Source organism: Massilia sp. H6 (genome assembly GCF_024802625.1).
Taxonomy (GTDB): domain Bacteria; phylum Pseudomonadota; class Gammaproteobacteria; order Burkholderiales; family Burkholderiaceae_D; genus Telluria.
The window spans coordinates 3,504,866-3,517,238 of sequence record NZ_CP103371.1; the positions used below are offsets into that span (position 1 = coordinate 3,504,866).

Sequence of the window (12,373 nt, forward strand, 5' to 3'; positions counted from 1 at the left end):
TGCCGCTCATGGCGGTGCTACCGCCTGCTTGTTGCCTGCCTACGAGATCCGCGCCCCGTCCAGCCCCTTCGGCAAGGGAAACACCACGTTCTCTTCCACGCCTTCGAGCGCGCGCACGCTGGCCGCGCCGAGCTGCTTGAGGCGGTCGATCACGGCCTGCACCAGCACTTCGGGTGCCGAGGCCCCGGCGGTGACGCCAATGCGCCGCTTGCCAGCGATCCATTGCGGATCGATCGCCGCGGCGTTGTCGACCATGTACGCCGGCGTACCCATCTTGTCGGCCACTTCGCGCAGCCGGTTCGAGTTCGAGCTGTTCGGGCTGCCGACGACGATTACCACTTCGACCTGCGGCGCCAGGAATTTGACCGCCTCCTGGCGGTTGGTGGTGGCGTAGCAGATGTCGCCCTTTTTTGGCTCGATGATGCTCGGGAAGCGCTGCTTCAGGGCCGCGATGATCTCGGCGGTGTCGTCCACCGACAGCGTGGTTTGCGAGACATAGGCCAGGTGCTCGGGATTATTGACCCGCAGCGTGGCGACGTCTTCCACGGTTTCGACCAGGTGCATGCCCTCTTCGGCCTGCCCCATCGTGCCTTCGACTTCCGGATGGCCGTCGTGGCCGATCATGACGATCTCGCAGCCCTGCCTGCGCATCTTGGCCACTTCGACGTGGACCTTGGTCACCAGCGGACAGGTCGCATCGAAGATCGTCAGGCCGCGAGATTCGGCCTCGGCCCGCACCGCCTTCGAGACGCCGTGCGCCGAGAACACCAGGGTGTTACCGGCGGGGACGTCGTCGAGATTCTCGATGAAGATCGCGCCCTTGTTGCGCAGGTCTTCCACCACATAGGCGTTGTGGACGATCTCGTGGCGCACGTAGATCGGGGCGCCGAACTGGGTCAAGGCGCGCTCGACGATCTCGATGGCGCGGTCCACGCCGGCGCAGAAGCCGCGCGGCTGGGCAAGCAGAATTTCATTTTCCATGGCGGGTCCTGTTTACAAAACCGAAATCAGTTTCACTTCGAACTGCAAGGCCTGGCCGGCCAGCGGGTGGTTGAAATCGAATAGCGCCGAGGTTTCGCGCATTTCCAGCAGCATGCCGGCAAAGCGCCCGCCCTTGGGCGCATTGAACTCGACCAGTTCGCCGACCTTGTAGTCGGCGTCCGGCACCGAGTTCTCGGCCAGCGTGGCCTTCGACACCGACTGCACCAGCTCGGGATTACGTTCTCCAAAAGCATCGAGCGCGCTCAACTCGAAAGTCTGGTGCGCGCCTTCCGCCAGGCCGATCAAACGTTGCTCTAGAAACGGTGCCAGCTGGCCCTGGCCCAGCATTAAAGTAGCCGGGTTGCCGGCAAAGGTAGTGATCAGATCAGTACCATCGGCGGTGGCCAGCCGATAATGCAAGGTCAGGTAGGACGCCTCGTTGACGACGCTAGCAGATGGTATGGACGACGGGACGTTGGACATGTTCGTTTGTGATAACACGCAGGCCTGTGACAGGCAATCCGCTATTTTACCGCTACTCCGCCATGGCCGGGCTCCGGCGCCGCAGGTGGCTCACTTTTATGGCAAGGATCCGACATGGCAATATGTGACTGGCCAGAACAGCAACGCCCGCGCGAACGCCTGGTGAGCGCCGGCGCGGGTGCGCTGTCGGACACCGAACTGCTGGCCATCTTCCTGCGCGTGGGCGTGGCAGGTAAAAGCGCCGTGGCGCTGGCACGCGACGCGCTCGACCATTTCGGCTCGCTGCACCGGCTGCTGCACGCCAGCGCGGGAGAGTTCGGCGCACTGCACGGCCTGGGCCCCGCCAAATACGCCCAGCTCCAGGCGGCGGTCGAGCTGACGCGGCGCGCGGTGGCCGAGAATTTCGAACGAACCGGCATGTGTTCTCCGGACGCCGTGCGCGACTATCTGCGCAACCAGTTCGCGCTGCAGGCACACGAGTCCTTCGTCGTACTTTTCCTTGATGTAAAGAATCGCCTGATCAATTACGAAGAAATGTTTCGTGGCACGCTGACCCATACCAGCGTCTATCCACGCGAGGTGGTCAAGGCCGCCTTGCGCCGCAACGCCGCCGCCGTGATCCTGGCGCACAACCATCCGTCGGGCGTGCCTGAGCCAAGCGAGGCCGACCTGCGCCTGACATCGAGCCTGATCCAGGCCCTGGGCCTGGTCGAGATCCGGGTACTCGACCATTTTGTGGTGGCGGGAACACAGGTGCATTCGTTCGCCGAACATGGCCAGCTGTAACTGTTTACAGCATGAAAACAGGGTGTTATCACACTCAACAGAAATTGTTAAATCATATTTACATCAAACGACACACTTGTTTTCTGCAAGTGATTGATTTGGCGTCTGTTTTCGCGCTATACTCTCGTTTTTCCAGTCCTGGAACATTATTTAAGGAGTGCACTATGGCACGTGTCTGCCAAGTTACTGGCAAGGGACCGATGGTTGGTAACAACGTCTCCCACGCTAACAATAAAACCAAGCGTCGCTTCCTGCCTAACCTGCAGAACCGTCGCATCTACGTGGAATCGGAAAACCGCTGGGTCTCCCTGCGTCTGTCCAACGCCGGTCTGCGCGTGATCGACAAGCTCGGCATCGATGCCGTGCTGACCGACATGCGCGCCCGTGGCGTAAAAGTTTAATTAGGGAGCTATCATGGCAAAAACTGGCCGCGACAAAATCAAGCTGGAATCGACCGCAGGTACTGGTCACTTCTACACCACCACCAAGAACAAGCGCACGATGCCGGCGAAGATGGAAATCACCAAATTCGACCCAAAAGCACGTAAGCATGTGATCTACAAGGAAACCAAGATCAAGTAATCGATCTTGTTTCCCCGAAAAGCCGCCCGTTTCGACTGGCGGCTTTTTTATTGGCATCGTCTTTGGCGCTGTACCCGTTAGCTATGGATGAGCACTGAACTGTTGAGCTATTTTGCGATCCAACCCCGGTCGATCTCGATAGGGAGTGGTGGATGGAAGCGCCCCGATTTGCCAAGCTGTTTTCCCAGCTTCCCATGCTCAACCAGGCCCAGCGGTTGCAGGTGCGCGATGCCCTGCACCCAGCAGCCGGCCTCGACCGTGTGATCGCCCTGATCGGGCAGATCCGTTCGGCAGGGCGGCGCTGTCCGCAGTGCGGCTGCCAGCGCTACCACCGGCACGGCCAGGCCAACGACCTGCAACGCTTTCGCTGCTGCCAGTGCCGGCGCACATTCAACGACCTGTCCGGCACGCCGCTGGCGCGGCTCAGGCTGCGCGGCAAGTGGCTCGACTACCTCGGCACCGTGCTCGATTCTCGTCCGGTGCGCGACGCCACCATGCGAGTCGGCGTCCATCGCAACACGGCGTTTCGCTGGCGCCAGCGTTTCCTGGACCGGGTCAAGTATGACCGGCCAGCGCAGCTCGGCCATAAAAAAAGGCTCCGAGGAGCCGTTTTTCACCTGCCGCAGGCCTCTGGTGAGACCTTGAAGATCATGCGTAGCTGCGCAAACGCAGCGAGAATTCCTGCAGCGACTTGATGCCCGAAGCCTCGGCGCGTGTGCACCAGTCTTGCAGCTGATGCAGCAGCTGGTCGCGGGTCGCATGCGAACGTTCCCAGATCGCGCCGAGTTCGACGCGCATATGGTGCATGGTTTCCAGCGCCTTGCTGTGCTGGAACAGTTCGATCAGCTGTTGCTGCTGCGACGATTCGAGCTTGCCCGGCTCGCGCTGCATCAGCTTGCGCGAACTCTTCAGGAAACGCGCTTCCAGTTCGGCCTTGTGTTTCAGGTGCTCGAATTCTTCACGGAAGGCATGACGCACCGACTTGGCATATTTGGCCATGACGTCGTAGCGGTTCGCGATCACCGACTGCAGCGTATCGAGGTCAGCGACCAGCTTGTCCTTGGCGAACTCCGGCTTCGGCGCAACCCGCTTGACCTTGGCCAGGCGCAGCGTCTCCAGGATGCGGATATAGCCCCAGCCCAGGTCGAACTCATACCACTTGCTCGACAGCTTGGCCGACGTAGCAAAGGTGTGGTGATTATTGTGCAGCTCTTCGCCGCCGATCAAGATGCCGAACGGGATGATGTTGGTCGCGGCGTCGCTGCAATCGTAGTTGCGGTAGCCCCAGTAGTGACCAATGCCGTTGATGATGCCGGCGGCGGTGATCGGGATCCACATCATTTGTACTGCCCACACCGAAATGCCGACGATGCCGAACAGCGCAACGTTGATGAACAGCATCAGGACTACGCCCAGGGCGCTATGCCCGGTGTACAGCTTGCGCTCGATCCAGTCGTCCGGCGTGCCATGGCCATATTTCTCCATGGTCTCCTTGACCTTGCTCTCGGCGCGATACAGTTCGGCACCTTCGAACAGCACCTTGCGGATGCCGCGCGTCTGCGGGCTGTGCGGATCTTCTTCGGTGTCGCACTTGGCGTGGTGCTTGCGGTGGATCGAGGCCCATTCCTTGGTCACCTGCCCGGTGGTCAGCCACAGCCAGAAGCGGAAGAAATGACTCGGAATCGGATGCAGCTCCAGCGAGCGGTGCGCCTGGTGGCGGTGCAGGTAGATCGTCACGCTGGCGATCGTGATGTGCGTCAGCCCCAGCGTAGCAAAGAACACTTGCCATCCGGTGAAATCGAGCAGGCCGGTAGACAGGAACTGCAGCACTGCTTGCACGGGTTCGCTACTAAAGAAATCCATTGAGTCTCCAAGATTATTACCGCGGCTACCTTGACGCGGCAGCCTGCTACCGTGCATTTTACGCGGTTCTAGTGACGCACGGCACGCGTACGTGCCTTAATTCACGCCTGACTGGGGGTTCGCGCCACAACCGATGCGATATGCGCATCGAGTAAGCGTGTATCCATGGACGGATAGCCAAGTTTGATGGTGCCGGCTTGCACTAGAGCATAAATCTTCTGGTTAACGTCAGAAATCGGACCGCCCTGCCCGTTTTCCGGGTCGGCCAGCCAGAATCCAACTTCGAGCTCGTAGCCGTCGGCGCCAAAGGCGTTGAGCAGGACATTCGGGGCCGGCGCTTCCAGCACCCGGGCTACGCCGCGTGGCTGGGCTTCGAGCAGTGGCATGACGATCGCCAGGTCGCTGTCATAGGACACGATCAGCCTGGTCGTGGCGCGCACATTGCGGTTGAATGTGGACTGGTTCTGCACAACACCGGTGATCAGCATTTCATTCGGCAGCAAGGTCTGGGTGCCATCCGCACCGCGCAGCACGGTATAGCGCGTATTGATGCGCACGACCCGGCCTGAATACTTATCGATCGTGACTGGATCGCCAATGGTCAAGCTACGCTCGAGCAAAATAATAAAACCCGACACGTAATTACTGGCAATACGCTGCATGCCCAAGCCCAGGCCAACGCCAAGGGCACCGCCAAACACCGACAGCACGGTCAGGTCGAGCCCCGCCAAAGACAGGCTGAACAGCACGGCCACCAGGATCAGCACTGCCCGGCTCATGCGCGCGAGCACGACTTTCAAGGAGCTGTGCATGCGGTCGACGCGCATCAGGCGCTCTTCCAGCGCGGCGCCCGCCCACAGCGCCAGCATCAACAGCACCACGATCGAGACGATGCCTTCGACCATGTCGGACAACTTGAGCTTATATTTGCCAATTGGCAAATATTTGCTTTCGAAGAAGCTAAGTACGTCCGGCAGCACACCCGTGATGTGCAGGGCCACGCCCAGCCAGACGATCAGTGCGAAGATTTTTTCAAAGGTTTGCAGCGCTTCGCCGAGCTGACCGCGCCGTGCGAACACGCGCCGCAGCAGGTAGAAGAAGGTGCGAATGACCGCCAGCGACGAGGCCAGCGGCACGGCGACGTCCAGCAGGTGCACGCTCCGGTGGTCCGCCATCGCAGCCCGTGTCACCAACAGGAAAGCGACCATCAGCAAGGGCGACAGTACCCGGCCGAAGCTCCCCATCCCCAGGCCGATCAGCCCGGTGTGCTGGTGATTCTCCAGCCACGAACGGTGGATCAGCCGCCCCAGGCCCCAGCCGGCGGCGACGCACACGACAATGGCAAGCGCCTGCCACAGGATGGCAGGCTTGGGGATGTCGCCGAGCAGGTCGGCCAGCAATTGCTGGAGCGGCATGTCCCGATTTTAGGACTGAGCGTTGCCAGCGGCAGCCGCATCTGGCGCATCGTCCTCGGCGGCGGTCTCTGCCGGCACCTTGGCCGGCGCGGCCTTGGCCTTGCGATCCATGACGGCAGCAAAGAAGCCGTCGGTCTGGTGCTTGTGCGGCAGCATCTTGAGGTAATCGCCCATCTCGAGCGGGATCTTCTGCTCGGCCAGCACCTTGCTCATCGGAACCAGTTCGAAGTCCGGATGGGTGGCCAGGAATTGTTCGACGATGAAGTCGTTCTCTTCAGTCAAGAGGCTGCAGGTGGCATACACCAGGCGGCCGCCGCCCTTGAGCAGGCGCGCCGCGCCGTCCAGGATCGCGGCCTGTTTCTCTTGCATCTCGCCAATGGCTTCCGGGCGCTGGCGCCACTTGACGTCGGGATTGCGGCGTAGGGTGCCCAAGCCACTGCATGGGGCGTCGACCAGCACGCGGTCGATCTTGCCTGCCAGGCGTTTGATCTTGGCATCGCGCTCGTGTGCGATCAGCACCGGATGCACGTTCGACAGGCCGCTGCGCGCCATGCGCGGCTTGAGCTTGGCCAGGCGTTTTTCCGACACATCGAATGCATACAGGCGGCCGGTGTTGCGCATCAATGCGCCCAGCGCCAGTGTCTTGCCGCCGGCGCCGGCGCAAAAATCCACCACCATTTCGCCGCGCCGTGCGCCAACGATTTGCGACAGCACCTGGCTGCCCTCGTCCTGCACCTCGATCGCGCCGTCCTTGAACAACGGCAGGTTCTGCAGCGCAGGCTTTTTAAGTACGCGCAGGCCCAGCGGCGCAAATCGCATCGGCTCGGCGGCGATCGGTGCCTTGGCCAGTTCGGCCATGACCTCGTCGCGGGTAGCCTTGATCGAATTCACGCGCAGGTCGAGCGGTGCCGGCGTATTGAGCACGGCCGCCAGTTCGAGTGCTTCCTGTTCGCCAAACTGGGCTACGAACTTGTCGTACAGCCAGGTCGGGAGATTGGCCTGCATTTGTGGCGGCAGCAGGCTGCGGTCGACTTCTGCGATACGGGTGAGGAAGCTCGTTTCGTCATCGCTCACGCCGCCGAGGGCATCGATGCCGGCAGTTTCAGCCAGGCCCAGCAAGGCAAGCTTGCGCATCGACGGCATGTTGCCGGCGCCGGCGAAATCGGTGAAGAACGACTTGTTACGCAGCACTGCATACACGGCTTCGGCAATGACGCCACGCTCGCGGCCACCGAAACGGGGGTGGTCCTTGAAATAACGCGACAGGGTGACGTCGGCCGGCGATGTAAAGCGCAATACCTCGCGCAATACTTCTTCGGTATTGCCGATGATTGCTGGTGGCAATCTCATGGTGTTCCTTTGTTAAATACTGGAGGTTTCGGCGGGCGCATCTCGCATGATGCGCACTTCGCCGTCATGAATACTGAGCCTGTCTTCTACGAACAGGCGCACTGCATGGGGATACAACGTGTGTTCTTCTGCCAGCACGCGCGCGGACAGCGTGTCTTCGGTGTCGTCCGCCAGCACCGGCACGCGGGCCTGCGCCACCACCGGGCCATGATCGAGCTCGGCGGTTACGAAATGGACCGTCGCGCCATGTTCGGCTGCGCCTGACTCGAGCGCCTGCCGGTGGGTGCCCAGTCCCGGGAACAGGGGCAGCAGCGACGGGTGGATATTGAGCATGCGCCCCGCGTAATGCTCGACGAACGACGCGGTAAGAATACGCATGAAGCCGGCAAGCACCACCAGGTCGGGAGCGAAGCGATCGATCACTTCTTGCAGCGCAGCGTCAAACTCGACACGGCTGGAAAATTCTTTGCTGGCCACAACCGCGGTCGGAATGCCGCGGGCACGCGCGAACTCCAGGCCCTGCGCTTGCGGTTTGTTGCTGATCACCGCCGCAATCCGGGCTGGCCACCCTTCGTTTTCCGCTGCGCGCACCACCGCTTCCATGTTGCTGCCGCGGCCGGAAATAAGGATGACAATATTTTTCATACCCCGCATTGTACCGTAAGGCCCGGGGGCAACGGCAGTATGCCGAGGGAAGGCGCAGGCTCAGGCAGGCTCAGGCGGGAATAGCGAAAGAGTAGAATACCCGGAACGGAATCTTCTTTTCGGCCCAGAACTCGGCCGCATCGCGAAAGACATCCAGCAGGTTTTCACGGGCTTCCTTGTCAAATTTCTGGGCACTCGGGAGTTGCTCGAGCACGACCAAAAAGCCTTGTTGTGGACCGGCGCCAGCAATGGTGTCGGTCAGGCAGGTACGCAGCGCATCGAAATTCTTGCTGCAGGCTTTGGGGAAGCCAAAGTTTTCGCCGATGCGCGCGCAGACCTGTTGCTTGGTCAAGGTGTTGGCGCAATGCGCATACAGAAAATGCTGACCCAGGCGCGCAGCCTCCTGTTGCAGTTCGACAACGCGAAACGCGCGGATCGACTGTACAAGATTGGGCGGCACTCTCATCAGCAAACTCATTTTTTCCTCAAGTTGACCAGTTAGGTAAGCTGCGTTCGCCACAATGCCGCGCCGGTTGGCATCCGCCGCGCTTGCCTCCCTGCTGTCGTTTCCACGCGCCAATAAATCATTAATGTGTGTAAGGGTAACGTTTTGTGGTATTGGAAGCAACCCAAATGTGATTCACGGAATCGACTTTGTAAGATTTCGTAGCAGCGTATGCGCCGCTGTTGTCCCTGGCGGCAGCGCTGCCATTCTGGCGCGGTAGAGGGATCACCCGCGCTGCTGTTACATTTTGTTGCCACGAGGATCAAGCAGCGGCGGACGATCGGATTACCATATAAGGCATGAACCCTGGCGGCCAGCTTGCGCCAGGCGCGATGACTCCCCCACTACGAGGACCACCATGAACATCCAAGCCAAACTGATGATTGCCGCAATCGGGCTCGCCGCGTTGCCGCTGGCCCAGGCCCAGTCCCAGTACTCCGATTTCGAAGACGTCGGCCGGGTGTTGCGCGTACAGCCGCGCGTGGAACAGATCCGCGTGCCGCGCCAGGAGTGCCGCACCGAATACGTGCAAGTGCCGGTGCAGCAGCAACGCGGCGCCGGCGGCGGGATCGTCGGCGGTATCGTCGGCGGCCTGCTGGGCAACCAGATCGGCAGTGGCAGCGGACGTGCGGCAGCCACGGCGGCAGGGGCGATCGCCGGCGCCATGGTCGGCGATCGGGCGGAAAACAACTATCGGCCGCAAGGCGTGCAGGAGCAGGCCGTGCGCCAGTGCCGCGACGTCGACGCCTACGAATCACGCACCGCCGGCTACGACGTGACGTACGAATACCGCGGCCAGACCTACACCACGCTGATGAACCGCGACCCGGGCAACCGCGTGCGCCTGCGCGTTTCGGTCCAGCCGATCGACGCCGCTTATTGATGTCTGCCGGCGCGCTCGTGCCGGCACTGATTGTCCAGCCCGGGGTTTCCGCGCTTGCGCTGCGGGAACCCCTCCCCCGATAATAGAGCGATTCAACCAGGTCGCCCTATGCTCATCAAACGCAAATCCATCGAACAGGCCGAATCCTCGCGCCGCCCCGCGCGCAAGCCGAAGTTCGCCCCCGTCACCTTGTCCGAACAGGACGGCGTGCGCTACCTGCATTTCGGCACCGAATGGGTGCAAGGCGCGATGCGGCTGCGCAAGCCCGACTGGCCGGAGCTCGAGTATGCGCAGCAGATGATGGCCTGGATGCTGTTCATCGACGCGCCGCGCGCCATCGCCCAGTTAGGGCTCGGTGCCGGAACCCTGACCAAATTCTGCTACCGCCAGTTCCCCGAAGCGACCGTGACCGCGGTCGAGCTCAACGAATCGGTGATCGGCATTTGTGCCTCGATGTTTAAATTGCCTGACAGCGACGACCGGCTGTCCGTGCTGCCAGCCGATGCGATGGACTTCGTGCACGACCCCGCCAACCATGGCGCTTTCGACGTACTGCAGTGCGACCTGTATGACGCCACCGCGCGCGGCCCGGTGCTCGACACGCCGGAGTTCTACCAGGCCTGTCACGATTGCCTCCACGAAGGCGGCATCATGACGGTCAACCTGTTTGGCGACCACCCGAGTTTTTCCAAGAACATCAAGGCCATGAAGTTCGCGTTCGGCCATGTGATCTGCCTGCCGGAAGTGCATGACGGGAATGTCGTCGCGCTCTGCTTCCGGGACCGTCCACAACTGGACAAAGCAGCATTGGAGGCAATGGCCGTGCAAATCGTGGCCGCCACCAAGCTTCCCGCCAAGTCCTGGGTCAAGGGCATCTTCTCCACCGATTGAATAGTGCGTACCGGGAGCCGAACGTGATACCGCATGCCGTCCCACCCAGCACCAAGCCGCCGCGCCTGCGCACGCTCGACCTGCAATCCATTTTCTCGTGGCTGCTTGCCGACGGCATCGTCACCAAGGACGACGTCAAGGCCAAATTTGCCCAGGCCCAGGGCATCCTGAAGAACGCGGTTGGCTCCATGCACCCGCTAACGGCCGCGGCCCAGTGCAAGCTCGTGTCCGCGCAAGCCCCGCACCGGCTGCTGACACTGGACCTATTGACCGAATGGTGCGCGGCCAAGGTCGGCCTGCCGTTCATCCGCATCGACCCCTTGCGGATCGACTTTACCAAGGTGGCCGACGTCATGTCGGCCGGCTATGCGGCGCGGTTCAATATCCTGCCGGTGGAAATGACCGCATCGACGCTGGTTGTTGCAACCGCCGACCCGGCCAATACCGAATGGGAAGCCGAGATCGCCAAGGTCTCGCGCCGCAAGATCGAACTGGTGCTGGCCAATCCGCTCGATATCTCGCAATACATTTCACAGTTCTTCAGCCTGGCCAAGACCATCCGCGACGCCAACCGCCATACCGGGCAAGACCTGGCGATGCGCAACAACTTCGAGCAGCTGGTCGAACTGGGAAAATCGAACAAGCAGTTCGACGCCAATGACCAGCACATCGTCAACATCGTTGACTGGCTATGGAGTTATGCCTTCGAGCAGCGCGCCTCGGATATTCACCTCGAGCCCAAGCGCGAGTTCGCCGTCATCCGCTTTCGTATCGATGGCGTGCTGCACCAGGTCTACCAGGTGCCTGCGGTCGTGATGATTGCGATGACGGCCCGGATCAAGCTGCTGGGCCGGATGGACGTTATTGAAAAGCGCCGGCCACAGGATGGACGGATCAAGACCCGCACCGCGGGCGGCCAGGAAGTCGAATTGCGTTTGTCGACGCTGCCGACCGCATTCGGCGAAAAGCTGGTGATGCGCATCTTCGATCCCGACGTGGTCGTAAAAACCCTGCCGGAACTGGGATTCCCGCCCGAGGATGCGGCGCGCTGGGACGCACTGACCAGCCGGCCGCACGGGATCATCCTGGTGACCGGGCCGACCGGGTCGGGCAAGACCACCACCCTGTACACCACGCTCAAGGCGCTGGCCACGAGCGAAGTCAATGTGTGCACGGTCGAAGACCCGATCGAGATGGTCGAAGCGGCCTTCAACCAGATGCAGGTACAACCGGGAATCGACCTGTCGTTCGCAGACGGCGTGCGCGCGCTGATGCGGCAGGATCCGGACATCATCATGGTGGGCGAGATCCGCGATCTCCAAACGGCGGAGATGGCGATCCAGGCGGCGCTGACCGGGCACCTGGTGTTCTCCACGCTGCATACGAACGATGCGCCGGCGGCGGTGGTGCGTTTGCTGGAACTGGGCGTGCCGGATTACCTGCTCGAGGCAACCCTGATCGGCGTCATGGCGCAGCGCCTGGTGCGCACCCTCTGCCCCGAGTGCAAGGCGCCTGGCGGGGAGATCAGCGACGAACTCTGGCAGGGCATCGGCGGCGCCTGGAATATTCCCAAGCCTTCGGTCATCTACCGCCCGATCGGCTGCCCGGAATGCCGCCAGACCGGATATCGCGGCAGGGTCGGCATCTATGAACTGCTGACAGTCAGCGAAGGATTCGCGCGCATCGTGCGCGAATCGGGCGATATCCAGAAGCTGCGCCAGCAAAGCGTCACCGACGGAATGAAGCCGCTGCGCATCGCCGGCGCAATGAAGATCGTCGACGGCGTGACCACGGCGGACGAGGTGCTGAAGGTGACCGCGGCACTGGCGTAAGCTGCGCGCCGCGCGCTTGGTACTAGCGCAAACCCGAACAGCAGGCTATAATTCTGCCTCTTTCGGGTCGTTAGCTCAGCTGGTAGAGCAGCGGACTTTTAATCCGTTGGTCGCAGGTTCGAATCCCGCACGGCCTACCACGAATTTAGTAGTATCA

At 61.5% G+C, this 12,373-nt stretch carries 14 protein-coding genes and 1 tRNA gene; 8 read left to right on the forward strand and 7 right to left on the reverse strand.

Going from position 1 to position 12,373, the window contains the following annotated elements:
• Positions 1-39: 39 nt before the first annotated feature.
• Together ispH and NRS07_RS15760 are read right to left on the reverse strand one after the other, a co-directional pair.
• Complete coding sequence (gene ispH / locus NRS07_RS15755) at positions 40-981, reverse strand: 4-hydroxy-3-methylbut-2-enyl diphosphate reductase (protein WP_259208579.1); 942 nt, start codon at positions 979-981, stop codon at positions 40-42.
• Positions 982-993: 12 nt separating this feature from the next.
• Complete coding sequence (locus NRS07_RS15760; protein WP_259208582.1) at positions 994-1,464, reverse strand: peptidylprolyl isomerase; 471 nt, start codon at positions 1,462-1,464, stop codon at positions 994-996.
• A 114-nt stretch (positions 1,465-1,578) separates the two neighbouring features.
• Between NRS07_RS15760 and radC the strand changes: the two genes are divergently transcribed.
• The 4 genes from radC (at position 1,579) to NRS07_RS15780 (ending at position 3,527) form a co-directional block, all read left to right on the forward strand.
• Positions 1,579-2,250: a DNA repair protein RadC gene (radC, locus tag NRS07_RS15765; RefSeq protein WP_259208584.1), complete on the forward strand. Its 672-nt coding sequence runs from the start codon at positions 1,579-1,581 to the stop codon at positions 2,248-2,250.
• Positions 2,251-2,414: 164 nt separating this feature from the next.
• Positions 2,415-2,651, forward strand: a complete 237-nt coding sequence (gene rpmB / locus NRS07_RS15770; protein ID WP_259208586.1) for a 50S ribosomal protein L28 — start codon at positions 2,415-2,417, stop codon at positions 2,649-2,651.
• A gap of 13 nt (positions 2,652-2,664) precedes the next feature.
• Complete coding sequence (gene rpmG / locus NRS07_RS15775) at positions 2,665-2,832, forward strand: 50S ribosomal protein L33 (protein ID WP_005665735.1); 168 nt, start codon at positions 2,665-2,667, stop codon at positions 2,830-2,832.
• Between the two features lie 152 nt (positions 2,833-2,984).
• On the forward strand, positions 2,985-3,527 hold the full coding sequence (locus NRS07_RS15780) for a hypothetical protein (RefSeq protein WP_373889830.1): 543 nt from the start codon (positions 2,985-2,987) through the stop codon (positions 3,525-3,527).
• Here the strand turns inward: NRS07_RS15780 and NRS07_RS15785 are convergent.
• The 5 genes from NRS07_RS15785 to NRS07_RS15805 form a co-directional block, all read right to left on the reverse strand.
• Positions 3,481-4,695 carry a fatty acid desaturase gene (locus NRS07_RS15785; RefSeq protein ID WP_259208606.1) on the reverse strand — a complete coding sequence of 405 codons (1,215 nt, stop codon included), beginning with the start codon at positions 4,693-4,695 and terminating at the stop codon, positions 3,481-3,483. The genes NRS07_RS15780 and NRS07_RS15785 overlap by 47 nt on opposite strands.
• Positions 4,696-4,796: 101 nt before the next feature.
• On the reverse strand, positions 4,797-6,110 hold the full coding sequence (locus NRS07_RS15790; protein ID WP_259208608.1) for a mechanosensitive ion channel family protein: 1,314 nt from the start codon (positions 6,108-6,110) through the stop codon (positions 4,797-4,799).
• A 9-nt stretch (positions 6,111-6,119) separates the two neighbouring features.
• Positions 6,120-7,460: an RsmB/NOP family class I SAM-dependent RNA methyltransferase gene (locus tag NRS07_RS15795; protein WP_259208611.1), complete on the reverse strand. Its 1,341-nt coding sequence runs from the start codon at positions 7,458-7,460 to the stop codon at positions 6,120-6,122.
• 12 nt (positions 7,461-7,472) lie between these two features.
• The gene (gene purN / locus NRS07_RS15800) at positions 7,473-8,105 is read right to left on the reverse strand and encodes a phosphoribosylglycinamide formyltransferase (protein ID WP_259208612.1); all 633 of its coding nucleotides are present in this window, start codon (positions 8,103-8,105) and stop codon (positions 7,473-7,475) included.
• A gap of 70 nt (positions 8,106-8,175) precedes the next feature.
• On the reverse strand, positions 8,176-8,583 hold the full coding sequence (locus NRS07_RS15805) for a barstar family protein (protein WP_259213289.1): 408 nt from the start codon (positions 8,581-8,583) through the stop codon (positions 8,176-8,178).
• Between the two features lie 385 nt (positions 8,584-8,968).
• On the opposite strand from NRS07_RS15805, the gene NRS07_RS15810 reads away from it, so the two are divergent.
• From NRS07_RS15810 to NRS07_RS15825, 4 genes are all read left to right on the forward strand, one after another.
• Positions 8,969-9,493, forward strand: coding sequence for a glycine zipper 2TM domain-containing protein (locus NRS07_RS15810; RefSeq protein ID WP_259208613.1), 525 nt, complete (start codon positions 8,969-8,971; stop codon positions 9,491-9,493).
• A gap of 108 nt (positions 9,494-9,601) precedes the next feature.
• Entirely contained in the window at positions 9,602-10,384 is a 783-nt protein-coding gene (locus NRS07_RS15815) for a spermidine synthase (protein ID WP_259208615.1), read from the forward strand.
• A gap of 188 nt (positions 10,385-10,572) precedes the next feature.
• Entirely contained in the window at positions 10,573-12,216 is a 1,644-nt protein-coding gene (locus NRS07_RS15820; RefSeq protein ID WP_373889875.1) for a GspE/PulE family protein, read from the forward strand.
• Between the two features lie 64 nt (positions 12,217-12,280).
• A tRNA-Lys gene (locus NRS07_RS15825) sits at positions 12,281-12,356 on the forward strand.
• Positions 12,357-12,373 lie beyond the last annotated feature (17 nt).

What these genes read in the sequence shown, in the direction of transcription:
- ispH (WP_259208579.1), bottom strand. Translation starts at nt 981, where the DNA reads ATGGAAAATGAAATTCTGCTTGCCCAGCCGCGCGGCTTCTGCGCCGGC.
- NRS07_RS15760 (WP_259208582.1), bottom strand. Translation starts at nt 1,464, where the DNA reads ATGTCCAACGTCCCGTCGTCCATACCATCTGCTAGCGTCGTCAACGAG.
- radC (WP_259208584.1), top strand. Translation starts at nt 1,579, where the DNA reads ATGGCAATATGTGACTGGCCAGAACAGCAACGCCCGCGCGAACGCCTG.
- rpmB (WP_259208586.1), top strand. Translation starts at nt 2,415, where the DNA reads ATGGCACGTGTCTGCCAAGTTACTGGCAAGGGACCGATGGTTGGTAAC.
- rpmG (WP_005665735.1), top strand. Translation starts at nt 2,665, where the DNA reads ATGGCAAAAACTGGCCGCGACAAAATCAAGCTGGAATCGACCGCAGGT.
- NRS07_RS15780 (WP_373889830.1), top strand. Translation starts at nt 2,985, where the DNA reads ATGGAAGCGCCCCGATTTGCCAAGCTGTTTTCCCAGCTTCCCATGCTC.
- NRS07_RS15785 (WP_259208606.1), bottom strand. Translation starts at nt 4,695, where the DNA reads ATGGATTTCTTTAGTAGCGAACCCGTGCAAGCAGTGCTGCAGTTCCTG.
- NRS07_RS15790 (WP_259208608.1), bottom strand. Translation starts at nt 6,110, where the DNA reads ATGCCGCTCCAGCAATTGCTGGCCGACCTGCTCGGCGACATCCCCAAG.
- NRS07_RS15795 (WP_259208611.1), bottom strand. Translation starts at nt 7,460, where the DNA reads ATGAGATTGCCACCAGCAATCATCGGCAATACCGAAGAAGTATTGCGC.
- purN (WP_259208612.1), bottom strand. Translation starts at nt 8,105, where the DNA reads ATGAAAAATATTGTCATCCTTATTTCCGGCCGCGGCAGCAACATGGAA.
- NRS07_RS15805 (WP_259213289.1), bottom strand. Translation starts at nt 8,583, where the DNA reads ATGAGTTTGCTGATGAGAGTGCCGCCCAATCTTGTACAGTCGATCCGC.
- NRS07_RS15810 (WP_259208613.1), top strand. Translation starts at nt 8,969, where the DNA reads ATGAACATCCAAGCCAAACTGATGATTGCCGCAATCGGGCTCGCCGCG.
- NRS07_RS15815 (WP_259208615.1), top strand. Translation starts at nt 9,602, where the DNA reads ATGCTCATCAAACGCAAATCCATCGAACAGGCCGAATCCTCGCGCCGC.
- NRS07_RS15820 (WP_373889875.1), top strand. Translation starts at nt 10,573, where the DNA reads ATGCACCCGCTAACGGCCGCGGCCCAGTGCAAGCTCGTGTCCGCGCAA.